At 61.3% G+C, this 24904-nt stretch carries 19 protein-coding genes; 9 read left to right on the top strand and 10 right to left on the bottom strand.

The features are described from left to right. The first annotated feature begins 150 nt into the window (after positions 1-150). The 6 genes from topA to rpmG all read left to right on the top strand — a co-directional run bounded on the left by topA (position 151) and on the right by rpmG (position 7744). The gene (gene topA / locus ACE04I_RS13050; protein ID WP_046792747.1) at positions 151-2802 is read left to right on the top strand and encodes a type I DNA topoisomerase; all 2652 of its coding nucleotides are present in this window, start codon (positions 151-153) and stop codon (positions 2800-2802) included. After that, a complete protein-coding gene (rnr, locus tag ACE04I_RS13055) occupies positions 2799-5147 on the top strand; it encodes a ribonuclease R (protein ID WP_046792748.1) in 2349 nt (782 codons plus the stop codon). Before topA ends, rnr begins: the two co-directional genes overlap by 4 nt. A gap of 2 nt (positions 5148-5149) precedes the next feature. Further along, positions 5150-5599, top strand: coding sequence for a DUF983 domain-containing protein (locus tag ACE04I_RS13060; RefSeq protein WP_046792749.1), 450 nt, complete (start codon positions 5150-5152; stop codon positions 5597-5599). Then, positions 5596-6288: an NUDIX hydrolase gene (locus tag ACE04I_RS13065; RefSeq protein ID WP_082118220.1), complete on the top strand. Its 693-nt coding sequence runs from the start codon at positions 5596-5598 to the stop codon at positions 6286-6288. Before ACE04I_RS13060 ends, ACE04I_RS13065 begins: the two co-directional genes overlap by 4 nt. 10 nt (positions 6289-6298) lie before the next feature. After that, positions 6299-7483, top strand: coding sequence for an MFS transporter (locus ACE04I_RS13070; protein ID WP_046792750.1), 1185 nt, complete (start codon positions 6299-6301; stop codon positions 7481-7483). A gap of 93 nt (positions 7484-7576) precedes the next feature. After that, positions 7577-7744: a 50S ribosomal protein L33 gene (gene rpmG / locus ACE04I_RS13075; protein WP_046792751.1), complete on the top strand. Its 168-nt coding sequence runs from the start codon at positions 7577-7579 to the stop codon at positions 7742-7744. Positions 7745-8474: 730 nt separating this feature from the next. Here rpmG and ACE04I_RS13080 read toward each other — a convergent pair. Together ACE04I_RS13080 and ACE04I_RS13085 are read right to left on the bottom strand one after the other, a co-directional pair. After that, on the bottom strand, positions 8475-9845 hold the full coding sequence (locus ACE04I_RS13080; RefSeq protein ID WP_046792752.1) for a PleD family two-component system response regulator: 1371 nt from the start codon (positions 9843-9845) through the stop codon (positions 8475-8477). 16 nt (positions 9846-9861) lie between these two features. Beyond that, complete coding sequence (locus tag ACE04I_RS13085; protein WP_046792753.1) at positions 9862-10233, bottom strand: response regulator; 372 nt, start codon at positions 10231-10233, stop codon at positions 9862-9864. Positions 10234-10366: 133 nt separating this feature from the next. Here ACE04I_RS13085 and ACE04I_RS13090 point away from each other — a divergent pair, with 133 nt between their 5' ends. The 3 genes from ACE04I_RS13090 to ACE04I_RS13100 all read left to right on the top strand — a co-directional run bounded on the left by ACE04I_RS13090 (position 10367) and on the right by ACE04I_RS13100 (position 13502). Then, positions 10367-10675 (top strand): DUF3572 domain-containing protein, encoded by a 309-nt coding sequence (locus ACE04I_RS13090; RefSeq protein WP_046792754.1) that lies wholly within the window; start codon positions 10367-10369, stop codon positions 10673-10675. A 126-nt stretch (positions 10676-10801) separates the two neighbouring features. After that, on the top strand, positions 10802-12094 hold the full coding sequence (locus ACE04I_RS13095; protein ID WP_487207164.1) for a DNA polymerase IV: 1293 nt from the start codon (positions 10802-10804) through the stop codon (positions 12092-12094). Positions 12095-12203: 109 nt separating this feature from the next. Beyond that, complete coding sequence (locus ACE04I_RS13100; RefSeq protein ID WP_046793027.1) at positions 12204-13502, top strand: L,D-transpeptidase family protein; 1299 nt, start codon at positions 12204-12206, stop codon at positions 13500-13502. A 73-nt stretch (positions 13503-13575) separates the two neighbouring features. Here the strand turns inward: ACE04I_RS13100 and dnaE are convergent, their stop codons facing one another. The 8 genes from dnaE to ACE04I_RS13140 all read right to left on the bottom strand — a co-directional run bounded on the left by dnaE (position 13576) and on the right by ACE04I_RS13140 (position 24896). Then, positions 13576-17073, bottom strand: a complete 3498-nt coding sequence (gene dnaE, locus ACE04I_RS13105; protein WP_046792756.1) for a DNA polymerase III subunit alpha — start codon at positions 17071-17073, stop codon at positions 13576-13578. Positions 17074-17444: 371 nt separating this feature from the next. Beyond that, complete coding sequence (locus ACE04I_RS13110) at positions 17445-18134, bottom strand: phosphatase PAP2 family protein (RefSeq protein ID WP_487207167.1); 690 nt, start codon at positions 18132-18134, stop codon at positions 17445-17447. A gap of 197 nt (positions 18135-18331) precedes the next feature. After that, positions 18332-19015: an ABC transporter ATP-binding protein gene (locus ACE04I_RS13115; protein ID WP_046792758.1), complete on the bottom strand. Its 684-nt coding sequence runs from the start codon at positions 19013-19015 to the stop codon at positions 18332-18334. A 9-nt stretch (positions 19016-19024) separates the two neighbouring features. Next, positions 19025-20332 (bottom strand): lipoprotein-releasing ABC transporter permease subunit, encoded by a 1308-nt coding sequence (locus ACE04I_RS13120; RefSeq protein ID WP_046792759.1) that lies wholly within the window; start codon positions 20330-20332, stop codon positions 19025-19027. 70 nt (positions 20333-20402) lie between these two features. Continuing rightward, entirely contained in the window at positions 20403-21725 is a 1323-nt protein-coding gene (gene proS, locus ACE04I_RS13125) for a proline--tRNA ligase (protein ID WP_046792760.1), read from the bottom strand. Between the two features lie 497 nt (positions 21726-22222). Then, on the bottom strand, positions 22223-22492 hold the full coding sequence (locus tag ACE04I_RS13130) for a DUF1467 family protein (protein WP_046793028.1): 270 nt from the start codon (positions 22490-22492) through the stop codon (positions 22223-22225). A gap of 156 nt (positions 22493-22648) precedes the next feature. Beyond that, a complete protein-coding gene (mce, locus tag ACE04I_RS13135; RefSeq protein WP_046792761.1) occupies positions 22649-23053 on the bottom strand; it encodes a methylmalonyl-CoA epimerase in 405 nt (134 codons plus the stop codon). A 175-nt stretch (positions 23054-23228) separates the two neighbouring features. Next, entirely contained in the window at positions 23229-24896 is a 1668-nt protein-coding gene (locus ACE04I_RS13140; protein ID WP_046792762.1) for a ribonuclease J, read from the bottom strand. Positions 24897-24904 lie beyond the last annotated feature (8 nt).

Below are 24904 nucleotides of genomic sequence, written 5' to 3' on the forward strand. Positions count from 1 at the left end.
AAAAATACACTAATAAGATGCAACTCGTTGCATCTTATAATTTGGCAAGGCCTCTTGACCGCGACGAAAACGCCCTCCATGTCGGGAGGTCAGATTTTTGCTCGGGCGCACAAGCACTTCGGGCGAGGCCTCTTTATGCAGAGAAGCAGAATGAAAGTTGTCGTCGTAGAATCCCCCGGGAAAATTAAGAGCATCAACAAGTATCTCGGCTCGGGCTACAAGGTTCTCGCCTCCTTTGGTCACGTCCGCGATCTGCCAGCCAAGGACGGCTCGGTTCTGCCCGACCAGGATTTCGAAATGTTTTGGGAGGTGGACAGCGCGTCGCAGAAGCGCATCAAGGACATTGCCGACGCAGTGAAAAGCTCAGACGGCCTTATCCTCGCAACCGACCCGGATCGCGAAGGTGAAGCTATTTCCTGGCACGTGCTCGACGTTCTCAAGAAGAAGCGCGTGCTGGGCGACAAGCCGGTGGAGCGCGTCGTCTTCAATGCCATCACCAAGAAGGCTGTGCTCGATGCGATAGCGAGCCCGCGCGATATCGACGTGCCGCTGGTCGATGCCTATCTGGCACGCCGAGCGCTGGATTATCTTGTCGGCTTCAATCTGTCGCCGGTCCTCTGGCGCAAGCTGCCGGGAGCCCGCTCCGCCGGCCGGGTGCAGTCGGTCGCGCTCAGGCTCGTCTGCGACCGCGAGTCGGAAATCGAGCGGTTCGTTTCGGAGGAATACTGGAACCTTTCCGCGCTCCTGCGCACGCCCCGCGGCGACGATTTCGAGGCCCGCCTCGTCTCGGCCGACGGCAAGCGGCTGCAGAGCCGTTCGATCAAGAACGGCGATGAAGCCAACCGCCTGAAGGCGCTGCTCGAGGGAGCCGCCTATATGGTGGAATCGGTCGAGGCGAAGCCGGTCAAGCGTAATCCCGGCCCGCCCTTCACCACATCGACCCTGCAGCAGGCGGCCTCATCCAATCTCGGCTTCAATGCCTCGCGCACCATGCAGGTGGCGCAGAAGCTCTATGAGGGCGTCGATATCGGCGGAGAGACGGTTGGTCTCATCACCTATATGCGTACCGACGGCGTGCAGATGGCGCCGGAGGCGATCGACGGCGCCCGCCATGCAATCGGCGAGCAGTTCGGCAATCGCTACCTGCCGGAAAAGGCACGCTTCTATTCCACCAAGGCGAAGAATGCCCAGGAAGCCCACGAGGCAATCCGGCCGACCGATTTCAACCGCTCGCCGGATAAGGTGCGTCGCCATCTCGACGCCGATCAGGCGCGGCTCTACGAACTCATCTGGAAGCGTGGCATCGCGAGCCAGATGGCGTCTGCCGAAATGGAGCGCACCACGGTCGAAATCCTCGCCGATAACGCCGGCCAGACGGCCGGCTTGCGGGCCGTGGGTTCGGTCATCCGCTTCGACGGTTTCCTTGCCGCCTATGTCGACAGCCGCGATGATGCCGACAAGAACGAAGACGACGAGGAAGATGGCCGCCTTCCCGAGATTAACACGCGCGAAAAACTCGACAAGCAGAAGGTCGATGCGAGCCAGCATTTCACAGAGCCGCCGCCACGCTACTCGGAAGCCTCGCTGATCAAGAAGATGGAAGAGCTCGGCATCGGCCGTCCCTCCACCTATGCCGCCACGCTGAAGACACTCAGCGACCGCGAATACGTGACGATGGAGAAGCGCAAGCTGATCCCGGAGGCGAAGGGACGGCTGGTCACGGCTTTCCTCGAAAGCTTCTTCACCAAATATGTCGAATACGACTTCACGGCCGATCTCGAGGAGAAGCTGGACAAGATTTCCGCGGGCGAGCTGGACTGGAAGCAGGTGCTTCGCGAATTCTGGCAGGATTTCTTCGCTCAGATCGAGGATACCAAGGAGCTGCGCGTCACCAACGTGCTCGATGCGCTCAACGAAGCACTGGCGCCGCTGGTTTTCCCGAAGCGCGAGGACGGCAGCGACCCGCGCATCTGCCAGGTCTGCGGCACCGGCAACCTGTCGCTCAAGCTCGGCAAGTACGGCGCCTTCGTCGGCTGCTCGAACTATCCGGAATGCAACTATACCCGCCAGCTTTCTTCGGAGGGCGGCGCGGAGGCGGAAGCAAACGGGCTCAACGAGCCGAAAGCGCTCGGCGCCGACCCGCATACGGGCGAGCAGCTTACCCTGCGCTCCGGGCGCTTCGGCCCCTATATCCAGCGCGGCGAAGGCAAGGATGCCAAGCGCTCGTCGCTGCCCAAGGGCTGGAAGCCGGAAGATATCGACCACGAGAAGGCGTTGGCGTTGATCAACCTGCCGCGCGACGTCGGCAAGCATCCGGAAAGCGGCAAGATGATCTCTGCCGGGCTGGGCCGGTATGGCCCGTTCCTGCTGCATGACGGCACCTATGCCAATCTCGAAAGCATCGAAGACGTCTTTTCCATCGGCCTCAACCGTGCCGTGACCGTGCTTGCCGAAAAGCTGAGCAAAGGTCCGGGTGGCCGTACACGCGGAACGCCGGCCGCGCTCAAGGAGTTGGGCGACCATCCGGACGGCGGCACCATCACCGTTCGAGACGGGCGATACGGCCCCTATGTCAACTGGGGCAAGGTCAACGCCACGCTGCCGAAAGGCATGGACCCGCAATCGGTGACGATGGAGCAGGCGCTTGCCCTGATTGTCGAAAAGGGCGGCAAGGCCTCCTCCGGTAAGGCCAAGCCGAAGAAGGCGGCCGCGAAGGCCGGTAGCGACACCAAGAAAGCCGCGGCCAAGCCCAAGACCGCAGCGAAGAAAACCACGGCCAAGGCAAAGAAGACAGGAACGTGAGAGAACCGCGCGAGAGAACAAAACCGACAGACAGGCGCGGGAAGAACGCTCCTCCCGCAGAAAAGCCCGTCATCATCCATGGCGCCGTTCCACCGCGTGAAGTCCTCCTCGAGTTCATCGCCGACAATCCGGATCGGGCTTCCAAGCGCGAGATCGCCAAGGCCTTCGGCCTGAAAGGTGAAGCGCGCGTGGAGCTGAAAGATCTCCTACGTACGCTGGAAGGTGAAGGACTTCTCACCAAAAGCCGCAAATCGCTCGCCCGGCCGGGCGCCCTTCCCCCTGTGGCCGTGCTCGACATCACCACCCGCGACAAGGATGGCGAACTGATCGGGCGGCCGGCGGAATGGCCGGAAGATCAGGGTGCGGCACCGGCCGTCCTTATCCGCCAATCCTCGGAGAACCGGGGCAAGGGCAAGACGCCTGCCGCCGGTCTCAACGACCGGATCCTTGCGAAGATATTCACGAACAAGGACCGGACAGGCCCCGCCTATACAGCGCGGGTCATCAAGATCATCGATCGCCGCCGCGGCGCTTCGCTGGGCGTGGTGCGCAAGCTCGAACACGAAATCCGGCTGCTTCCCATCGATCGCCGTGGCGAGGAGATGGTAATCGAAGCGGATGGACTGGGCGAAGCCAAGGACGGCGATCTCGTCGAGGCGGAAACCATCCGCTCCAGCCGTTACGGCCTGCAGCGCGCACGCGTACTTTCGGTTATCGGCTCGGTCGCCTCGGAGAAGGCGATCTCGATGATCGCGATCTACGCCCACGGCATTCCGCATGTCTTCCCGAAGGCGGTGCTCGACGAGGCGGAGGCAGCAAAGCCGGCCAGCATGTCCAAGCGCGAGGACTGGCGCGACCTGCCGCTCATCACCATCGATCCGGCGGATGCCAAGGATCATGACGACGCGGTCTATGCGGAGCTCGACCCCTCGCCCGACAATCCGGACGGTGTGATCGTCACGGTCGCCATTGCCGATGTCTCCTGGTATATCCGGCCCGGAGCCCCCCTCGACCGCGAGGCGCTGAAGCGCGGCAATTCCGTCTATTTCCCCGATCGCGTCGTGCCGATGCTGCCGGAGCGCATATCGAACGACCTCTGCTCGCTGCGCGAAGGCGAGGACCGCCCGGCGCTCGCCGTGCGCATGGTCTTCTCGAAGGACGGGCGCAAGGCCGGCCACACTTTCCATCGCGTGATGATGAAGAGCGCGGCCAAGCTTTCCTATCAACAGGCCCAGGCGGCGATCGACGGCAAGCCGGACGACAAGGCGGGGCCTCTGCTCGAGCCTATCCTGAAGCCGCTATGGCACGCCTATTCCGTTCTCAAGCGCGGCCGCGACCGACGCCAGCCGCTCGAACTCGACATGCCGGAGCGCAAGATCATCCTGAAGCCGGACGGCACGGTCGACCGGGTCCACATTCCGGAGCGGCTCGACGCCCACAAGCTCATCGAAGAGATGATGATCCAGGCGAACGTGGCGGCCGCCGAGACGCTGGAGAAGAAGCGCCAGCCACTGGTCTACCGCGTGCATGACGCGCCGGCGCTTTCCAAGCAGGAAACGCTGCGCGAATTCCTCGCCACCATCGGAATTCCCATGGTGAAGGGCGGACAGCTTCGCGCCAATTCCTTCAACGGGATTCTTGCCAAGGCGCTCGATACGCCGCACCAGACCATGGTCAACGAGATGGTGCTCCGCTCCCAGAGCCAGGCGATCTACAGTCCCGAGAATATCGGGCATTTCGGCCTCAACCTGATGAAGTACGCGCACTTCACTTCGCCCATTCGCCGTTATGCCGACCTGATCGTGCACCGCGCGCTCGTCGGTTCGCTCGGTCTCGGCGAAGGCGGCATCACGCCGGACGAGGAAGCGGCGCTCGACGACATAGCGGCGGAAATCTCCACCTTCGAGCGCAGGGCCATGGCCGCCGAGCGGGACACCATCAACCGGCTGATCGCCCATCATCTTTCCGAACGGATCGGGGAAGAGTTCGAGGGCCGCGTGTCGGGTGTCACGAAGGCCGGCCTTTTTGTCACATTGCCGGTCTATGGTGCCGATGGCTTCGTGCCCATCTCCACGCTCGGACAGGATTATTTCATTTATGACGAAGCCCATCAGGCTCTATCCGGCGAAAAAACCGGCCTGGGCTACCAGCTCGGAGACAGCGTCGATGTCAGGCTGGCGGAGGCCGTGCCGCTTGCCGGCGCGCTGCGCTTCGAAATGCTGAGCGAGGGCCGCAAGATGCCGACGGCGACGCGCTCCTTCCACAAGTCCGGCAGGCGCGACCGTTCCAGGGGCCGGCCGTCGCAACCCGGCACGCGGCCGCCACGCCGCGGCCGCGGGAGATAGGAATGCAGGGACAGCGCCAGCAGCCGATACGCTATGGCGGAACGCAGGCAAGCGATCGGCCTCTCGGACGCTCGATCAAGCGGGGCCTGCTGAACACCTGTCCGAATTGCGGGACAGGCAAGCTTTTCCGCGCCTTCCTCAAGCCCGTGGACCGTTGCGCGGCATGCGGAGAAGAACTCCACCATCAGCGCGCCGACGACCTGCCGCCCTATCTCGTCATCTTCGTCGTCGGCCATGTGCTGCTCGGCGGCTACATGATGACCGACCTCATATTCCCTCTCTCCATGTGGCTTCACCTCGCCATATGGGCACCGCTTTCCGTGCTTGCCGCGCTCGCCACCATCCAGCCGATCAAGGGTGGCGTCATCGGTCTGCAATGGGCACTCCGGATGCACGGCTTCGGCGGTGAGGACGACAGCGCCGATCCCGGCCGCGGCGGACCGATTGCATGAAGACTTCGCAGGAGGAAGCCACGGTTTTCGCAGCGACGCGGAAAGAAAGCGCGCATGTTGCCGGGGTTCGTCCGCGTGACGCGGCATCGATTCTTCTGATCGACCGCTCATCCAATACGCCGAAAGTGCTGATGGGACGGCGCGGCAGGGGCCATGTCTTCATGCCCGATCTCTACGTCTTTCCCGGCGGGCGGCGCGATCCGCGCGACCATGCCCTGCCCTATCGCCGCGACCTGCATCCGCTGGTCATCGAAAAGCTGATGGCCGGCAGCCGCAGCGGCATGGGCGTCAAAGGCGCAAGGGCTCTGGCGCTCGCCGCTATCCGCGAACTTTGCGAGGAGACGGGTGCCGCGATCATCGATGCGCCGGCGGCTGACCTTTCCACGCTTCGCTATGTCGCCCGCGCGATCACACCGCCCGGAAACGTGCGGCGTTTCGATACCCGCTTTTTTCTCGGCTTTTGCGACGAGATGTCCCTCGATCTTTCCAATCTGGGGGCTTCCAGCGAACTCGTGGACCTGCGCTGGCTTGACATGACCGATCTTTCCAGCCTGAACATGCCGCTGATCACGCGCACGGTGCTAAGCGAGGTGAAGGAATTGATGGCGGCAAATCCCTCACCATCGTTTGGCAGCCCAGTGCCCTTCTATTCCGCGCGGCATGGGCAACTCGTCCGCACCCGATTGTAAGGATTTCTGAATGTCCCAGCCGACGACCGACGCCAACGGCCATGTCGAGGAAATCCATTGGCCTTCGCTGATCGCCGCGATTTCGGCCATCAGCGCCGTCGGTATAGCGATCGGCCTGGGCCTGCCCCTTCTCAGCATCATTCTCGAAAAGCGCGGCATACCCTCGACCTTGATCGGCCTGAACGCCGCGATGGCCGGCGTAGCTTCAATGGTGGCGGCGCCGATCACGACCAAGCTCGCGCATGACCACGGCGTCGCCAAGATCATGATGCTCGCCGTTGTTCTGGCGGCGTTGAGCGCGCTCGGCTTCTATTACGCCGAAGCCTTCTGGATGTGGTTTCCGCTGCGTTTCGCATTCCACGGCGCAACGACCACCCTTTTCATCTTGTCGGAGTTCTGGATCAACGACGCCGCGCCACCGCGGCGCAGGGGCCTGGTGCTCGGCATCTATGCCACGGTGCTCGCCATCGGCTTTGCGGTCGGGCCCCTCCTCTTCTCACTCCTCGGCAGCGAGGGCATTCTTCCCTTCCTGGTGGGTGCCGGCGTCATCTTGCTCGCCATCATTCCGATCTTCATCGCCAGGCACGAAAGCCCGGTGCTGAACACGAAACCCGAACGGCATTTCCTACACTACATATTCCTCGTTCCGACGGCGACGGCCGCTGTTTTCGCCTTCGGAGCCGTTTCTGCGGGCGGTCTCTCCCTGTTTCCGATCTATGCCCTGCGTTCGGCGCTCAGCGAATCGCATGCAGCGCTGCTGCTGACCGTCATGGGTGTCGGGAACATGGCCTTTCAGATCCCGCTCGGCATGTATTCCGACCGGCTGCGCGACCGCCGACCGCTTCTGACCGCCATGGCGGCGCTGGGGCTGGTCGGTTCGCTTGCCCTGCCCTTCCTGATCGAGAACTGGCTTTTGATGGCGGTGGTCCTGTTCTTCTGGGGCGGCTGCGTCTCCGGGCTCTATACGGTCGGGCTTGCCCATCTCGGATCGAGACTCACCGGCCCGGACCTGGTGGCGGCGAACGCAGCCTTCATCTTCTGCTATGCGGTGGGCACGGTCGCCGGTCCGCAGGCCATCGGGGCGGCGATCGATGTCACCGGAAAAGACGGTTTTGCCTGGACATTGGCCGCTTTCTTCGGCTTCTATGTGCTTGTTTCCGTTGGCCGGGCGATTTTAAGGCCAAAACGGAGTTGACTTTTCGGGCGCGATTTGTAATTTCGCGCCAGATTTTGCCGTGGACACCATCCGGCCGTCCGCGGCTTCATTTTTCTTAAAGGCAGAACGACCATGGCGAAAGCTACGACCATCAAGATCAAGCTGCTGTCGACGGCCGATACAGGTTTCTTCTACGTCACGACGAAGAACAGCCGTACGATGACGGACAAGATGACGAAGACCAAGTACGACCCGATCGTCAAGAAGCACGTCGAGTTCAAGGAAACCAAGATCAAGTAATCATTGATCTTGGGCATACCTCGGGCGCAGGCTGCAAGGCCGGGCGCCCTTTCTTTTGCCGTCAGGGCGGAGCCTTCGGGCGACAGTCTTCTGCAGGAAGTCCCTCAAAAGAAAAGCGCCGCTCCTTGAGGAAGCGGCGCTTTGATCGGGGGTCGACCGGCATGCAATCACGGCACGAGGAACCGCTTTTATTATGCCTGCCAGTCGACCGACCCCACGACCCAGGAGATGCGGCGGACCTGAGCATCATGGGGTATGGCTGACCCTGTTTGGGTACCATTTTTGCGTTGCGGCCAAAATTGCTCAGAAATGGAAGAAAATCAACACATTCTTAATGCGGAGGGCGATTTGCCTCCAGAGTTGGTTAAAATTGGGGCTAATGACTAGCCGCATTTCCATCTTGCTTTGCCGGAAGACCTAAGTAGCTTTGGCGATAGTGTAGTTTTACTACGATAGAATTTTCCAGCCCAATTCCAATTCGAAAGAAAATTCGGAAAAAATATTCAGCTTAAGGCTACTATCGACAGAAAAAGCGAGGAATCCAGAATATATCTGCAGTTAAAATTTGTATTTATTTCGTATTTACTGAGAAATTCTTAGAAAAATTGTCAATTATAGAAATCTCGAACGACAATCGGAATAAAACATCGCGCTTTTATTCGTTATCACAATCGTTACCAAATTCGTACGATCGCACCGCAACATGCCTTATCCACAGGCTTGCCGAAAGTCAGGCGGCGGCGGCAACGACTCTATTGCGGCCGCTGGTCTTCGCCTCGTACAGCGCGCGGTCGGCCTGCTTCAGCAGCCACTCCGGCGTCTCGGCGCCCGATGTGTTGCATGCCACCCCGACGGAAGCGGTAATGTTCAGCACCGCGCCGGAGCTGCGCAGAACGAAGGGCTCGTTCTCGATGATATGACGCAGACGCTCGGCGATGATCGCCGCAGCGGCAGCGTCGGTATCCGGCATCACGACAACGAATTCCTCGCCGCCGTAGCGGCAGGCCAGGTCAGCGCCGCGCACGGTCGAGCGCAGGCGTGAAGCGAATTCCCTCAGCACCTCGTCGCCCGCATCGTGGCCGAAGGTGTCATTGACGTGCTTGAACCGGTCTATATCGGTGATGCACACCGAAAGCGGCCTCGCCCGCGCCACGGCCCGGTTGAACACGACCTTCAGATGATTATCGAGATAGCGGCGGTTGGCGAGGCCCGTCAGCCCGTCGGTGACGGCGAGTTCTATGGTCTGGCGCACGCTCTGGCGCAGGCGGTCGTTGTAACGCTTGCGCCTGATCTGCGTGACGGTGCGCGCCAGGAGCTCGTTCGGATCGACCGGCCGAACGATATAGTCGTTGACGCCGAGATCGAGCGCGCGGGCAATCATATCCTCGGCGCCGAGATCGGTGACCAGCAGGACGGGAAGGAAGCGCGTGCGCTCGAGTAAGCGGAGCTGAGAGCAAAGCCGCAGCGGATCGTAGTCTTCGAAATTGGCGTTGACGATGACCAGATCGACCGGGTTCTCTGCAGCCTCGAACAACGCGGCCTGGGGATCGGACATGGCCATGACGTTCGCCACCGGCTTCAACGCCTTGATGATGCGCTCCTGGGAACTGGCGCGGCCATCCACCAACAGTACCTGGCCGGGCTCGTCCCGCCCGTCGCCTGCTTTCAGCATCTCTTCCATGCCCATGTTCTGCGCCGTTTCGGCGCGAACACGCAGCTCGTCGCTGAGCGTCTTGAGGCGCACCAGGCTCTTCACGCGGGAGACAAGCTGAAGATCGTTGACCGGTTTGGTCAGGAAGTCGTCGGCGCCTGCCTTCAGTCCTCGAACGCGATCCGAGGGCTGGTCGAGCGCAGTCACCATCACGACCGGAATGTGTGCGGTGCGGGCATTGTTCTTCAGCCGTTCGCAGACCTCGAAACCGCTGATGCCCGGCATCATGATATCCAAGAGGACGAGATCGACATGGGTATTCTCGCAGATATCGAGCGCCTTCTGTCCATCGGCCGCAGTCAGCACATCGAAATATTCAGCGAGCAGCCGGGCTTCCAGAAGCTTCACGTTTGCGGGAACATCATCGACCACCAATATTCGCGCCGTCATGCCCTACGCCCCGATCTCACGCGTCGCCCAGATAGGTTTTGATAGTCTCGATGAATTTCGGCACCGAAATCGGCTTGGAGACATAGGCTTCACAGCCCCCCTGCCGAATGCGTTCCTCATCGCCCTTCATGGCGAAGGCGGTGACCGCGATCACCGGAATGAGGTGAAGCTCGTCGTCTTCCTTGAGCCACTTGGTCACCTCCAGGCCCGAGACCTCGGGGAGCTGGATATCCATGAGGATAAGATCCGGACGATGCTTGCGCGCAAGGTCGAGCGCTTCCATGCCGTTGCGGGTCTGGATCGTGTCGTATCCCGACGCTTCGATCAGATCGCGGAAGAGCTTCATGTTCAGCTCGTTGTCCTCGACAATCATGACCCGTTTGGGCATGGCGATCCGTTCCTTAAATCCAGCCTTGCACGCCTGCATTCAGCATATATGGTCGCGCGAGGCCGATTCCATATGTCCTGTCGCGGACAGATTAACGCCATTTGGTTGAAAAAGAGGTAATTCGATCAAGGCAATGCAAAGCGATTCCGGAAACACCCGAAGCAATGCGGCCGGCGCGGAGGCAACGGCGGCGGCGATACTTGGCTGGCTCGCCGGCGAACCGGAGATGCTCGGGCGCTTCCTTGCGCTTTCCGGCCTGCTGGCGACGCAATTGCGCACCGCGGTGAACGATCCCGGTTTTCTCAGCGGCTTGATCGACTTCGTGATGAGCCACGAGCCGACGCTGCTTGCGTTCTGCGAGGCGACCGGCACCAAGCCCGAGGCGGTCGCCGCCGCCTGGCGGCATTATTCGCGACCGGGGCTCGATTCGGGAGAATATTGAGATTTCGACGACCGCCGATTTCGGCCTGCCCATTAGCAAGTGATATCCCCAGCACATGGCTGCCGCCGCCCTTGAGACTTGCGGGCTTTGGGCGTAACGTGCCGACGTTCAACCTTTGTTCCCCGTATGACGAGCGCGCCCGACAAGACACCCGGCTTCTGTCGCGACTGCCTTGCCGAGCAGAAGGCGGAGGCGCGCCGCTGCCGCACATGCGGCAGCCCTCGCCTCGTCTATCATCGCGAACTCTACGAGCTCAGCCTCGCCCATATCGATTGCGATGCCTTCTATGCGACGATCGAAAAACGCGACGATCCGACGCTTGCCGACAAACCGGTGATTATCGGCGGCGGAAAGCGTGGGGTGGTTTCCACGGCATGCTATATCGCACGCATCAACGGCGTGCGATCGGCCATGCCGATGTTCAAGGCGCTGGAGCTGTGCCCGGACGCTGTCGTCATCCGGCCCAATATGGAAAAATACGTGAAAGTCGGGCGCGAGGTGCGCGCGATGATGCAGGACCTGACCCCGCTCGTACAGCCGCTTTCGATCGATGAAGCCTTTCTGGATCTTTCCGGCACCGAACGCTTTCACCACGATCCGCCGGCGCGCATTCTCGCGAAGTTCGCAAAGCGTGTGGAAAACGAAGTGGGAATCACCATTTCGGCGGGGCTCTCCTACTGCAAGTTCCTGGCGAAAGTCGCTTCCGACCTCATGAAACCGCGCGGTTTTTCCGTCGTCGGCAAGGCCGAGGCGCTCGAATTTCTCGCGCCACGCCCGGTGACCACCATCTGGGGCGTCGGCCGCGCCTTCAACGCGACGCTCGAAGCGGACGGCATCCGTACCATCGGGCAGTTGCAGACGATGGAAGAGAGTGACCTCATGCGCCGCTACGGCTCCATGGGCCAGCGCCTCTTCCGCCTCTCCCGCGGAATCGATGATCGCGACGTGCATCCCAACGAGGCCGCGAAAAGCGTTTCGGCCGAGACGACCTTTTTCGAGGACATCTCCCGCTATGACGACCTCGTGCCCATTCTGCGCGGCCTTTCGGAAAAAGTCTCGACGCGGCTGAAGAAGCACTCGATCGCCGGCCAGACGGTCGTGCTGAAGCTCAAGAGCGCCGATTTCAAGTCTCGCACGCGCAACCGCCGCCTCGAAGATCCCACTCAGCTCGCAGACCGGATATTCCGCACGGGGCTCGCCCTTCTGGAACGGGAGACCGATGGCACGAAGTTCCGACTGATCGGCATCGGCGTCACCGATCTCGGCGACCCTGTCCGCGCCGATCCTCCGGACCTCGTGGATCGGCAGGCAGGACGTCGGGCCGCTGCGGAAGCCGTCATGGACAAGCTGCGCGACAAATTCGGGAAGGCGGCGGTGGAGACCGGATACACATTCGGCAAGCATCGGCGCGATCAATGAAATGTGATGGGAAACCTCACCACCCGCTGATTTTGATCACCTGTCGGAAAACATTCCTTTAACCAGATCAGCTAATATACACGCAAAAGTTTTGATCTGGGTGTGGGACATGTTGCGTCAAATCGCCTTCGGGATAGGCCTCCTTTCGGCGGCCATGTTGCCACATGCGGCGTGGGCGGAAGGCGCCCGCACGCTGCAGATCATCATTTCCAAGAACACGCAGTCGATGACCGTCTATGACGGGGACATGGTCGTGGCGACGTCACGCGTTTCCACCGGAAAGAACGGACATGAGACGCCCGGCGGCATCTTCTCCATTCTCGAGAAGCGCAAATATCACGAATCCAACATCTATTCGAACGCCCCGATGCCCTTCATGCAGAGGCTGACCTGGTCCGGAATCGCACTACACGAATCCGACTCGGTCCCCTCCTACCCCGCCTCGCATGGCTGCATCCGCATGCCGGGCATGTTCGCCAAGTCGCTTTACAAAATGACTCGGCGCGGCGTGCATGTCATCGTTTCCGATGCCCCGGTTACGCCAGCCCGCATCGATCATCCGGCACTCTTTGCGCCGCGCAAGCCGCTGCCGGATGGCGCGCTTGTTTCCGATCTCGAATTGCGGCCAACGAGGATCGACGATCCATCCAGGCCGGTAGAGGTCGCGATGCACGTCATGCCGCCCTCTCCCAGCAAGCAAGCAAAGCAGGCTGAAACCAAGGGGGAAAACGCTCCGTTGCGCATCCTCATTCATCGCCGTGGCGAAAAGGAAATCCTGCGCGACGCGCAAGCTCTGCTGACGGAACTCGGTTTCGATGCGGGCATACCGGACGGCGTTGCCGGGCCTAAAACGCGTTCCGCGATTGCGGGTTTCAAGCGCTGGAAGGAACTGCCGCAAAAGGATCCGCTTCTGTCGCCGGTATTCCTGGCGGCCCTCTATCGATCCGCAGGCAAGGCCGAGCCACCTTCGGGACAGCTCATGGTGCGGCAGAATTTCAAGCCGCTCTTCGAGGCTCCGATCGGCATTCGGCAGCCGGAACGTGCGCTCGGCACGCATTTCCTCATCGCCGACAAAGTGGACCGCGAAACGGAAAGCGCCGAATGGCGGGCGGTTACACTGGCCAATAGCATGGCGCCGCGGACGATGAAGCGGCTCGGCGTCACCGCCGAAGCCGATCCATATGATCCGAATGCGGCAGCCCGCGCGCTCGACCGGATCGATATCCCCGAGGACGTACGCGAGCGGATCGATGCGCTTTTGAGCGACGGCACCTCGCTGACGATCACCGACGACGGCTATAGCCCCGAGACCGGTAAGGGGACGGATTTCATCACCATAACCCAGCCTGCGACCACGGCGACGACCGATCCAAAACCCGTCAAACAAAGCGGAAAACGGAAAGGCTGAGGGCTGCGGCCAAGCACCGCTCTCAAAAAGATTCACCGAACGCGGCCAAGCGCTTGTTGCACCTGGTGTTTTCCTAAACCAGCTCTACGTCCAAAACGCCGGGCGCTGCTCGCAGAGCGGCGGCGATCTCCGGCGAGATGCGATACTTCTCGGTCAGTTCAACCTCGATCTCGCGCCGCCCGTCATCCTTGATGACCACGAAAGAGACGAGCCCATCCCCCTTCGCATTCAGATGCCGCGCAACCGTCTTGAGAGGGCCTGAATCCCGGACATAGACGCGCAGCGCCTTCTGCATGCGGACCGATTGCTCTTCCAGCGATTGCGCCGTTTGAATCCGAAGCCCGATGCCCTCCGGGCGTTCATCCGCCTGCACGGTGATGACCAGCGACTTGCCCGGCTCCAGGAGATCGCGATACTGCGCGAGCGCCTCGGAAAACAGCACCGCCTCGAACTGGCCCGACGCGTCGGAAAACGTCACGATGCCCATCTTGTTGCCGGTGCGCGTCTTGCGCTCCTGGCGCCCGGTAACGGTCCCCGCGAGGCGGCCCACGGTCGCGCCCTGCTTTACCGCCGCCGAGAAATCCGCAAAATTCTGAACCCGCATCTTGGCAAGCACTTCCGCATAGGAATCCAGCGGATGGGCTGAAAGGTAGAAGCCGAGGACCTGATACTCGCGCATCAGCATTTCGGATGGCATCCACGGCATGAACGGGGGCAGGATCAGCTTTTCAGGACCGGTGGCAGCCGACGAGCCGAAGAAATCCGACTGGCCGCTGACCTTCTCCTCCTGGGCGCGCTGGGCATAACCGATGACGCGGTCGAGACCGCCGATCAGCTCCGCCCTGTCCTTACCGAAACAATCGAAGGCCCCGGCGGAAATGAGGCTTTCCAGAACCCGCCGGTTGACCTGCTTCGGATCGATCCGCAGGCAGAAATCCTCAAGGCTCGCGAACGGGCGATCCCCCCTCACCTCGACGATGTGATCGGCAGCCGATTCGCCGACGCCCTTGATCGCGGCCAATGCGTAATAGATCCGGTTCTCGCCCGTCTCGAAACGTCGGAACGAGGTCTGCACCGAAGGCGGGATCACCGAAATGCCGAGCCGGCCGGCATCCTGCCGGAAGTCGTTCAGCTTTTCGCTGTTCGCCATATCGTAAGTCATCGAGGCGGCGAGGAATTCGACCGGATAGTGCGCCTTCATATAGGCGGTCTGGTAGGAGACGATCGCGTAAGCCGCTGCGTGGGACTTGTTGAAGCCGTAGTTCGCGAACTTGGCGAGCAGTTCGAAAATGTTTTTCGCCTGCGGCTTGGAGACGCCGTTCTTGACGGCGCCGTCGACGAAGCGCTCGCTCTGCTTGTCCATCTCCTCCTTGATCTTCTTGCCCATGGCGCGGCGCAAAAGATCGGCTTCACCAAGGGAGTAACCGGACAGGACCTGGGCGATCTGCATCACCTGCTCCTGGTAGACGATGACGCCCTGCGTTTCCTTCAATAGGTAATCGATGGACGGATGAACCGACTCGATCTCCTCCTCGCCGTGCTTGCGGGCGTTGTAGGTCGGAATGTTCTCCATCGGTCCGGGACGATAGAGCGCCACGAGCGCGATAATGTCCTCGATACAGTCCGGCCGCATGCCGATCAGCGCCTTGCGCATGCCGGCACTTTCCACCTGGAACACGCCGACCGTCTCGCCGCGCGAGAGCATCTCGTAGGTCTTGGTGTCGTCCAGCGGGATCTTGGAGAGATCGATCTCGATGCCGCGCTTTCGGCAGAAATCGACGGCGGTCTTCAGCACCGTCAGCGTCTTCAGGCCGAGGAAGTCGAACTTCACCAGGCCCGCCTGCTCCACCCATTTCATGTTGAACTGGGTGACCGGCATGTCCGAGCGCGGGTCGCGATACATCGGCACGAGCTTCGACAGCGGACGGTCGCCGATGACGATGCCGGCGGCGTGGGTCGAGGCGTGGCGGTAGAGGCCTTCGATCTTCTGGGCTATATCGAGAAGGCGGGCGACGACCGGTTCCTTGTCGGCCTCCTCCTGGAATTTCGGATCCTCCTCGATGGCCTTCGAAAGCGGTGTTGGATTGGCCGGGTTGTTCGGCACGAGCTTGCAGATGCGGTCCACCTGGCCATAGGGCATTTCGAGCACGCGACCGACGTCGCGCAGCGCCGCGCGGGCCTGCAGCGAACCGAAGGTGATGATCTGCGCCACCTGTTCGCGGCCGTATTTCTGCTGCACGTAGCGGATCACCTCTTCGCGGCGATCCTGGCAGAAGTCGATATCGAAGTCGGGCATCGAGACGCGATCCGGGTTGAGGAAGCGTTCGAAGAGCAGCGAAAAACGCAGCGGATCGACGTCGGTGATCGTCAGCGCATAGGCAACCAGCGAGCCCGCACCGGAACCGCGGCCGGGGCCAACCGGGATATTCTGCTGCTTCGCCCATTTGATGAAGTCCGCAACGATCAGGAAGTATCCCGGGAACTTCATCTTCTCGATAACGCTGAGCTCGAAGTCCAGCCGCTCACGGTAATCCTGTTCGGTATAGCCCCGCGTCAAGCCGAGCGTGGCGATGCGGTGCTCCAACCCCTCGATCGACTGGCGGCGAAGCTCCGCCGCTTCCGCCCGCTCGGCTTCTTCCGCATCGTCGGTCGCGCCGGTGAAGCGCGGCAGGATCGGATTGCGCGTCTTGAGGATGAAGGAACAGCGCCGCGCGATCTCGACCGTGTTTTCCAGCGCCTCCGGCAGATCGGCGAAAAGCTCCGCCATCTCCGCCCGGCTTTTCAGGTAATGATCGGGGGTCAGTCGGAACCGGTTGTCGTCCGAGACGATGGCGTTATGAGCGACGGCCATCAGCGCGTCGTGGGCATCGTAATCGCTCTTGGAAGGGAAAAAGGCTTCGTTGGTGGCCACCAGCGGCAGGTCGTGATCATAGGCAAGCGCGATCACCTTCTGCTCATGGCGACGGTCGTAGGAGCCGTGACGCTGCAGTTCCACATAGAGCCTGTCGCCAAAAACTTGCCTGAGCTTCAGGAGGCGCGACTCGGCTTGCGCCGCATTGCCCTCTTTCAGAGCGATGTCGACCGGGCCGCCGCCGGCTCCCGTCAGCGCGAGCAATCCTTCTGTACCGCCCTCCTCCAGCCAGGAGCGGCGGACATGCACCGCCTGGTGTCCCTCACCGCCGAGATAGGCCCGGCTGATAAGATCGACGAGCCGCTCATAGCCGACGGCATTGGCTGCGAGAACGACGATGGCAGGCAGCTTGGCAAGCTGGTGGTGATTGCCGCGCCGCTCTTCCGTCTGATCTTCCATATCGATCGAAAGCTGGCAGCCGATGATCGGCTGTATCCCCTCGCCGATCGCCTTCTGAGCAAACTCCAGCGCCACGAAAAGGTTGTTCGTATCGGTGATGGCGATCGCCGGCTGGTTGTCGGCCCCAGCCTTCGACAGGATCTTCTTGAGCGGCAGGGCGCCCTCAAGAAGCGAATAGGCGGAATGGACGCGCAAATGCACGAATTGGGGTGATGCCCCCGGCATGTCCGCTCCCGTCCTGGTTTCCGTCTGATCAGCCATCTTCCGCGCTATCCACCAAATGAATCAGGTGATTTTCCGGCGCGGCGCGACGAGAGTCCAGCCGAGAGTCTCTTCCTCAACGGAATTCCGGATGCCGGGAGCGGAAATCACATAGCCATCATGAACATCGAGAGGCTTGCCACGAAGGTGGCGATGGAAGCGAATGCTGCAACGTCGCGAAGCATGTCAGTCATTGTCATCTCCTGTCCTGTTATGTTTTTATTTTGTTCCAATTTTGTTCACGAGTCAACAAGAGAACAAAACAAGAAACAGATAGAGGAGATTATGGTTAAGATAAACTGGCCGTAGCCACGCCGAGATCACCGCGGCGCCTCCGGGCCCGCGCACCAAGCGCTTGAATTCCGCGCCCTTCAGCCCGCTGCGGGGGAGAGGAAACGTCGCGCGATCATCCAGCAGCCGAGAGCCCAGGTGGCGCCTGCGCACCAGCCCCCGAGAACATCGGTCGGGAAATGCACACCGAGATAGATACGGCTCAGCCCCACGATGAAGGTGAGGAAGATCGCCGCCGCGATGAGGAATATCCGCGTCGAGCGATATTGCTGCGCACGGGAGAGGAGCGCGCCGAGCGTCAGATAGGTCACCGCCGAGAGCATGGCGTGCCCGCTCGGGAAACTGAGATCGCTTACTTGGACGAGATGCGGCACGATATCCGGCCGCGGGCGCGCCACGCCGAGTTTCAGCGCGGCGCTGATGATCCAGCCGCCGGCGATGCACAGGAACATGAACAGCGCAATCGCCCTCTGCCGCGCCAAGAGGAGATAGATCGTTGCGAGCACCGTCATCAGCGACAGCACGGTGGTTCCTCCAAGCGCGGTGATGTCATCCACGGCATGGGTCAACCAATACGGGCCGATGGGCAGGGAAAGGTCGCCCGGCTCGCGCAGGCTGAGCAGTATCCGCTCGTCAAAGGCGTGCGTATCGCCGTCGATCACCCCACCCGTGAGGCTCAGGAAGAGAAACAGGCCGCCGGCCAGAGAGGCGAACATCATCAGGCCGATCGGCTCGAAGGTCATGAATTTCTCGACGACCATCTGTCTCATCCGGTGGTGAAAGACCATACTTCCCTTCTCGCGCTTGCAATTGTGGAACACGTCGAGCCTGGCCGCAGGCTCGATGAAACGGCGCCTGCCGTTTTTTGTTCCAGCACACGCCCGCCCACTAGATGGGAGAGGCCGGCCCGGCAATCAATGCTGGCAGCGAGCCGCCGGAGCCTATGTAACGCGACCGAAAGCCGCGCTCACATCGCCACGATCTTGCCGCCCTCGATCGTCACGCGGCGATCCATGCGCCCGGCAAGCTCGTGATTATGGGTCGCGATCAGCGCCGCGAGACCCGATTGCCGCACCAGCGCCTCGAGCGCATCGAACACGTAGGATGCCGTCTTCGGATCGAGATTTCCGGTCGGCTCGTCCGCCAGCAAAACCCGCGGAGCGTTGGCGACCGCGCGGGCGATCGCGACACGCTGCTGCTCCCCGCCGGAAAGCTCCGCCGGCCGGTGATCGGCCCGGTGGCCAATGCGCATGTAATCCAAAAGCTGGGCTGCCCGCTCCCGCGCCTCGGCATGTGGCAGCCCGGCGATGAGCTGCGGCATCATGATGTTTTCGAGCGCGGAGAATTCCGGCAGGAGATGGTGGAACTGGTAGACGAAGCCGATATCGCTGCGACGGATCGACGTGCGGCGCTCATCCGAGAGACCGTTGCAGGCTTCCCCGCCGATGAAGACCTCGCCTGCATCGGGATGTTCGAGCAGGCCGGCAAGATGAAGCAGGGTCGACTTGCCGGTGCCGGAAGGCGCCACCAGAGCGACGATCTCGCCGCTCTTCAGATCGAAATCGGCACCTTTCAGGATCGAGAGAACGGTTTCGCCCTGACCGTAATGGCGTTCGACGCCCGAGAGCTGCAAAACGGTTTTGCGTACCATGAAGGAGGCCTATTCGTATCGGAGGGCCTGGACCGGATCGAGCTTCGAGGCCCGCCAGGCCGGGAAGATCGTCGCCAGGAAGGAGAGCGCCAGCGCCATGATGACCACGGAAAGGGTCTCGCTGAAGCTCATTTCAGCGGGCAATTGGCTGAGGAAGTAAAGCTCCGGATCGAAAAGCACCGTGCCTGAAAGCCAGGAGAAGAACTGCCGGATCGACTCGATATTGAGGCAGACGATGACCCCGAGGACAACGCCCGCGAGAGTGCCGACGATGCCGATCGCCGCTCCGGTCATGAAGAAGATGCGCATGATCGAGCCGGCGCTCGCGCCCATGGTGCGCAGGATCGCGATATCGCTGCCCTTGTCCTTCACCAGCATGATGAGGCCGGAAATGATGTTGAGCGCCGCCACGAGCACGATCAGCGTCAGGATCATGAACATCACGTTGCGCTCCACCTGGAGAGCCGAGAAGAAGGTCTGGTTGCGTTGACGCCAGTCGGTGATGTGAACCTGCCGGCCGGCCGCGGCTTCCACCAGGGGCCGTATGCCGTCGACGGCGTCCGGATTGTCGACGAAGAGTTCGATCGATTGAACAAGGCCGTCGGCATTGAAGTAGAGCTGGGCCTCCTCCAGCGGCATATAGATGATCGTCGCATCATATTCCGACATGCCGATCTCGAAGACACCGGAGACCGGATAGGATTTGACGCGAGGATTGACGCCCATCGGCGTCACGTCGCCTTCCGGGGAAACCAGCGTTATGTCGTCTCCGGCGGTGATACCGAGCGTGGAGGCCAGCCGCGAACCGACAAGCACGCCCTCGCCCGAGGCGAAGCCGACCATGTCGCCGAACTTGACGTTGGAGGAGACCTCCGTCAGCTTCTCGAGATCTTCCGGACGAATGCCGCGCACCAGCGCGCCCGAGCCCGCGCCGGCGCGGCCGGATGCGAGCGTCTGCCCCTCGACGAGCGGCAGGGCCATGCGCACGCCCGGCACCGCAGCAAACTTCTGCGTGAGGTCCGCGTAATCCGTGAAAGGACCATCGATCGGCTGAACGATCATATGGCCGTTAATGCCGAGAATGCGGGAAATCAGCTCGGTGCGGAAGCCGTTCATCACCGCCATGACGATGATGAGGGTCGCAACCCCCAGCATGATGCCGATGAAAGAAAACCCGGCGATGACGGAAATGAAGGCTTCCCTGCGGCGCGAGCGCAGATAGCGCCAGGCCACCATACGCTCGAAAGCCGAGAACGGGCCGGCTGCCGGAGCCTTGGCCGTCTTTTCCGCTTCACGATCTGCCGCAACGCTTGCCATTCCCTTCCCTTCACCTGCCGCTTCGCGGCCAATCCCGCTTGCGCGCCTATCTTGCCGGATGCGCTGTGGCTCAGCCGGCAAACCTGTTCATGACCGCCTCGACCGTCAGCACTTCACGCGCACCGGTCTTGCGGTCCTTGACCTCAACTTCGCCGCTTGCGGCGGAGCGGGGCCCGACGATCACCTGAACCGGCACGCCGATCAGATCGGCGGTGGCGAACTTGGTGCCGGCGCGCTCGTCCGTGTCGTCGTAGAGCACGTCCCTGCCCGCCTTTCCGAGACCGGCATAGAGATTGTCGCAGATGCGATCACAGGCCTCGTCGCCCGGCTTCATGTTGATGAGCACCACGTCGAAGGGAGCGACCGAAGCCGGCCAGATGATTCCGTTCTCGTCATGCGATGCTTCGATGATGGCGGGAACAAGGCGGGTCGGGCCGATACCATAAGAACCCATGTGGACAAGGTGTTCCTTGCCATCCGGCCCCTGAACCTTGGCTCCCATCGGCTCGGAATATTTCGTGCCGAAATAGAAGATATGGCCTACCTCGATGCCGCGCGCAGACAGGCGGTCGGCTTCCGGGATCGCATCGAAGGCCGCTTCGTCGTGCATTTCCGAGGTCGCGGCATAGACGGAGGTCCATTTGTCGAAAATGGCCTTGAGACCCGCCACGTCGTCGAAATCGGTATCTTCAGCCGGAATTTCGAAATTCACGAAATCCTTGTGAGAAAAGACTTCGGATTCCCCGGTATCCGCCAGGATGATGAATTCGTGGGAGAGATTGCCGCCGATCGGGCCCGTATCGGCGCGCATCGGAATGGCCCGCAGCCCCAGCCGCGAGAAGGTTCTGAGATAGGCAGCGAACATCTTCCGGTAGGAATGCTCGGCGTCTTCCTTGGTCAGGTCGAAGGAATAGGCATCCTTCATCAGGAATTCGCGCGAGCGCATGGTGCCGAAACGCGGACGGATCTCGTCACGGAACTTGAGCTGGATGTGATAGAGATTGAGCGGCAGGCTCTTGTAGGACCTGACATAGCCCCGGAAGATATCCGTGACCATTTCCTCATTGGTGGGGCCGTAGAGCATCGGCCGATCCTGCCGATCCTTGATGCGCAGCATCTCCTTGCCATAGGCATCGTAGCGGCCGCTCTCCTGCCATAGCTCGGCGGACTGCAGCGTCGGCATGAGAAGTTCGATGGCGCCAGAGCGGTTCTGCTCCTCGCGGATAATGGCGTTGACCTTGTCGAGAATCCGCTTGCCGAGTGGCAGCCAGGAATAGATCCCCTGGCTCTGCTGGCGGATCATGCCCGCACGCAGCATCAGCCGGTGCGAGACGATCTCCGCTTCCTTGGGATTTTCCTTCAGGATCGGCATGAAATAGCGGGACAGGCGCATTGAGGTTTCCGAGGGTTCTGCCGGCCCGTCCCAGACTATGGGAATCGGCCGTTTCAAGATGACGATTGCGAGCGTTCATAGCCCTTCTGCCGCATGAAGGAAACCCGTTTCGGGAGCGGCGGCAAAACGGGAAACATCCCCGTGGCCAGCAGGAACATATCAGGAAAAAGGCAGGATTTTGCAGGCCGGGTGCGACATTTTTGTCAACAGAAAAAAATTGGCTCACTGTAACAAAAATGCAAAAATTTGAGATGACAAAGCTCATCCTTTGAGCTAGGGTCAGCTCATAAAAGAGGCAAGGAGTTCAAATTCTTGCCATTTCGCGGTCAAGTCTTGGGAGGATCAGATCTTAGGCGCGCTTGTTCGCTGCCCCGGCAACGGTTAAGGATCACGCGAAACTAAAAAACAAGGCTTAACTGCCTTGTTTTTTTTTGCTTTCTTGCGCCTTACTTTCTATGCCCCAAAAATATGACAAGGGGATGACGGTGCATTTGTCCTCAGTCGAAGCTCGGCACGATGCGTGGCAAGGTCGCCATGCTGAAGCCGAAATAAGTCGAAGCGACATACCAGGCTCCATAGACGATCGCCGAGATCAGCGTGGTCAGCAGCACCACTCGACCGCCGCGAAAACGGGCCGGCGCGCTCTCCACCGTGCCGAGCGTCACCTCCCCCTCTTCATGCTGTGACCGCATGCCGAGAGGCAGGACCGTGAAGAGCACGATCCACCAGATGACGAAGTAAACGGCGAAGGCCGAAAGAAACTGCATGGTTGCAACCCGCTTCAGATCGAATGGCTTATAGTTCGAAAGCTGCAGCGGTTCAAACAAAAGGCGGGGGCGGAGTGTCACACCTTCTCAGGAAGATTTAAGCTGACGCCGGCAAGCCCCTGTTTTTGAATTCCTTCCCCACAGCCGCTACGCCGGTCACACCTGCTCGAGTTCGACCAGCGTGCCGTTGAAATCCTTGGGATGCAGGAAAAGCACCGGCTTCCCATGGGCCCCGATACGCGGCTCGCCGTCTCCCAGCACCCGCGCGCCGCCGGCTTTCAGCCTGTCCCGCGCCGCGATGATATCGTCCACCTCGTAGCAGATATGGTGCATGCCGCCCAAGGGACTCTTTGCAAGGAAGGCGGCTATCGGCGAGTTTTCGCCAAGCGGCTCCAGCAGTTCGACCTTGGTGTTGGGAAGCTCCACGAAAACCACGGTGACGCCATGCTCTGGCAAAGCCTGCGCCTGTGAAACTCTGGCGCCTAGCGTGTCACGATAGATCGCGGTGGCAGCAGCAAGGTCCGGCACGGCGATCGCTATGTGGTTTACCCGTCCGAGCATGTTTGACCTCCCATATCCTCTTTCGCGGGGAATCGCATGTGGATTTGCCCCTCACCCTAACCCTCTCCCCGCACGCGGGGAGAGGGAACTGGGAGTTCGCGGCATGCGTCCTTCTCCCCGTCAGAACGGGGAGAAGGTGCCCGGTAGGGCGGATGAGGGGCAGTTCCGAATGCGTTTAGAGCCTGGTCACGAACACCGTTACGATCGGCTTCTTGCCCCATGCCTCGTTCGCCGCGGCCCGCACTGCGCGGCGCACCGCCTCACGCAGCATGTCGAGGTCCTTGCGGCGCGCGCGCGGAATGCTTTCGATCGCGCCGAGCACGGCATCATAGAGCGAATCCTCCATATCCTCGCCCTCGTCGTCGAACTGCGGCAGGCCGAAGGAAACGACGTCCGGATCGGTCACGAAATCGTACCGGTTGTCCAGCAGCACATTGACCGAGACATGGCCGACATAGGCGAGCTTGCGCCGTTCGCCGATGCCCATCTCGTCGAAATCGCCGATCAGCTTGCCGTCCTTGAAGATGCGGCCGTGCGGCGCTTCGTCGATGACTTCGGCGGGGCCCGGCGCGAGACGGAGGACATCCCCGTTGCGGACGCGCGGAATGCTCTTGATGCCGGCGGATGCGCCGAGCTCGGCCTGGGCCGTCAGGTGCGCGGCTTCGCCGTGGACGGGCACGAGGATCTGCGGGCGGGTCCACTCATACATCTGCACCAGTTCGCTGCGGCGCGGGTGGCCGGAAACGTGGACGAGCGCGTCACTGTCGGTGACGATCTTGATGCCCTGCTCTATCAGGCCGTTCTTGATCTCAAGGATCGCCTTCTCGTTGCCGGGAATCGTGCGGGAGGAAAAGACGACCGTATCTCCGGCCGAAAGCGCCACATTGCGCATCTCGTCGCGTGAGATCTTGGCAAGTGCTGCGCGCGGTTCGCCCTGGCTGCCGGTCAGGATGACCACGACCTTGTCGCGGGGAATGTAGCCGTATTCGTCCTCGGCGATGAAAGGCTTCAACCCTTCCATGATCCCGATGTCGCGCGCGACATCGACCACGCGCTTCAACGAACTGCCGAGCAGCAGCACTTCGCGACCCGCGGCCTCCGCGGCCTGGGCGATCGAGCGGATGCGGCCGACATTGGAGGAGAAGGTGGTGATGGCCACCCTGCCCTCGGCCGCCTCGATGATCTTGCGCAGGCCTTCCGAGACTTCTTCCTCGGAAGGCGAAACGCCATCGCGCATGGCATTGGTGCTGTCGCACATGACAGCCAGAACGCCCTCGTCGCCGAGCGCGCGGAAACGTGCTTCGTCCGTCAGAGGCCCAAGCGACGGCGCGTGATCGATCTTCCAGTCACCGGTATGGATGACGTTGCCGAGCGGCGTGCGGATGACCAGCGACATCGGCTCGGGAATGGAGTGGTTGACGCCGACGGCCTCGATCTCGAAGGGGCCGACATTGATCCGGTCGCCGGCCTTGAAGATCGTCACCGGGATGTCGGCGCGCGACCCTTCGTAGTCGCGCTTGGCCTCCAGCATTCCGGCGGTGAACGGCGAGGCATAGACGGGTACGTTGAGGCCCGGCCAGAGCTCATTCAGCGCGCCGTAGTGATCCTCATGCGCATGGGTGATGATGATGCCCTTGAGATTTTGGCGTTCAGCGGCGAGATAGCGGATATCCGGCAGGACGAGATCGACGCCCGGCAGCTCCGGCCCCGGAAAGGTGACGCCGCAATCCACCATGATCCACTGGCGTTTTCCCGGCGTACCAAAGCCGTAGAGAGCGAGGTTCATCCCGATCTCGCCCACGCCGCCAAGCGGCAGAAATACCAGTTCGTCCTGTTTTGCCATTATTTCTC

This window comes from Rhizobium moroccans (genome assembly GCF_057559155.1).

Excerpts from the sequence above, each read along its gene's own strand:
- topA (WP_046792747.1), top strand. The coding sequence starts at position 151 with ATGAAAGTTGTCGTCGTAGAATCCCCCGGGAAAATTAAGAGCATCAAC.
- ACE04I_RS13060 (WP_046792749.1), top strand. The coding sequence starts at position 5,150 with ATGCAGGGACAGCGCCAGCAGCCGATACGCTATGGCGGAACGCAGGCA.
- ACE04I_RS13065 (WP_082118220.1), top strand. The coding sequence starts at position 5,596 with ATGAAGACTTCGCAGGAGGAAGCCACGGTTTTCGCAGCGACGCGGAAA.
- ACE04I_RS13070 (WP_046792750.1), top strand. The coding sequence starts at position 6,299 with ATGTCCCAGCCGACGACCGACGCCAACGGCCATGTCGAGGAAATCCAT.
- rpmG (WP_046792751.1), top strand. The coding sequence starts at position 7,577 with ATGGCGAAAGCTACGACCATCAAGATCAAGCTGCTGTCGACGGCCGAT.
- ACE04I_RS13080 (WP_046792752.1), bottom strand. The coding sequence starts at position 9,845 with ATGACGGCGCGAATATTGGTGGTCGATGATGTTCCCGCAAACGTGAAG.
- ACE04I_RS13085 (WP_046792753.1), bottom strand. The coding sequence starts at position 10,233 with ATGCCCAAACGGGTCATGATTGTCGAGGACAACGAGCTGAACATGAAG.
- ACE04I_RS13090 (WP_046792754.1), top strand. The coding sequence starts at position 10,367 with ATGCAAAGCGATTCCGGAAACACCCGAAGCAATGCGGCCGGCGCGGAG.
- ACE04I_RS13095 (WP_487207164.1), top strand. The coding sequence starts at position 10,802 with ATGACGAGCGCGCCCGACAAGACACCCGGCTTCTGTCGCGACTGCCTT.
- ACE04I_RS13100 (WP_046793027.1), top strand. The coding sequence starts at position 12,204 with ATGTTGCGTCAAATCGCCTTCGGGATAGGCCTCCTTTCGGCGGCCATG.
- dnaE (WP_046792756.1), bottom strand. The coding sequence starts at position 17,073 with ATGGCTGATCAGACGGAAACCAGGACGGGAGCGGACATGCCGGGGGCA.
- ACE04I_RS13110 (WP_487207167.1), bottom strand. The coding sequence starts at position 18,134 with ATGAGACAGATGGTCGTCGAGAAATTCATGACCTTCGAGCCGATCGGC.
- ACE04I_RS13115 (WP_046792758.1), bottom strand. The coding sequence starts at position 19,015 with ATGGTACGCAAAACCGTTTTGCAGCTCTCGGGCGTCGAACGCCATTAC.
- ACE04I_RS13120 (WP_046792759.1), bottom strand. The coding sequence starts at position 20,332 with ATGGCAAGCGTTGCGGCAGATCGTGAAGCGGAAAAGACGGCCAAGGCT.
- proS (WP_046792760.1), bottom strand. The coding sequence starts at position 21,725 with ATGCGCCTGTCCCGCTATTTCATGCCGATCCTGAAGGAAAATCCCAAG.
- ACE04I_RS13130 (WP_046793028.1), bottom strand. The coding sequence starts at position 22,492 with ATGCAGTTTCTTTCGGCCTTCGCCGTTTACTTCGTCATCTGGTGGATC.
- mce (WP_046792761.1), bottom strand. The coding sequence starts at position 23,053 with ATGCTCGGACGGGTAAACCACATAGCGATCGCCGTGCCGGACCTTGCT.
- ACE04I_RS13140 (WP_046792762.1), bottom strand. The coding sequence starts at position 24,896 with ATGGCAAAACAGGACGAACTGGTATTTCTGCCGCTTGGCGGCGTGGGC.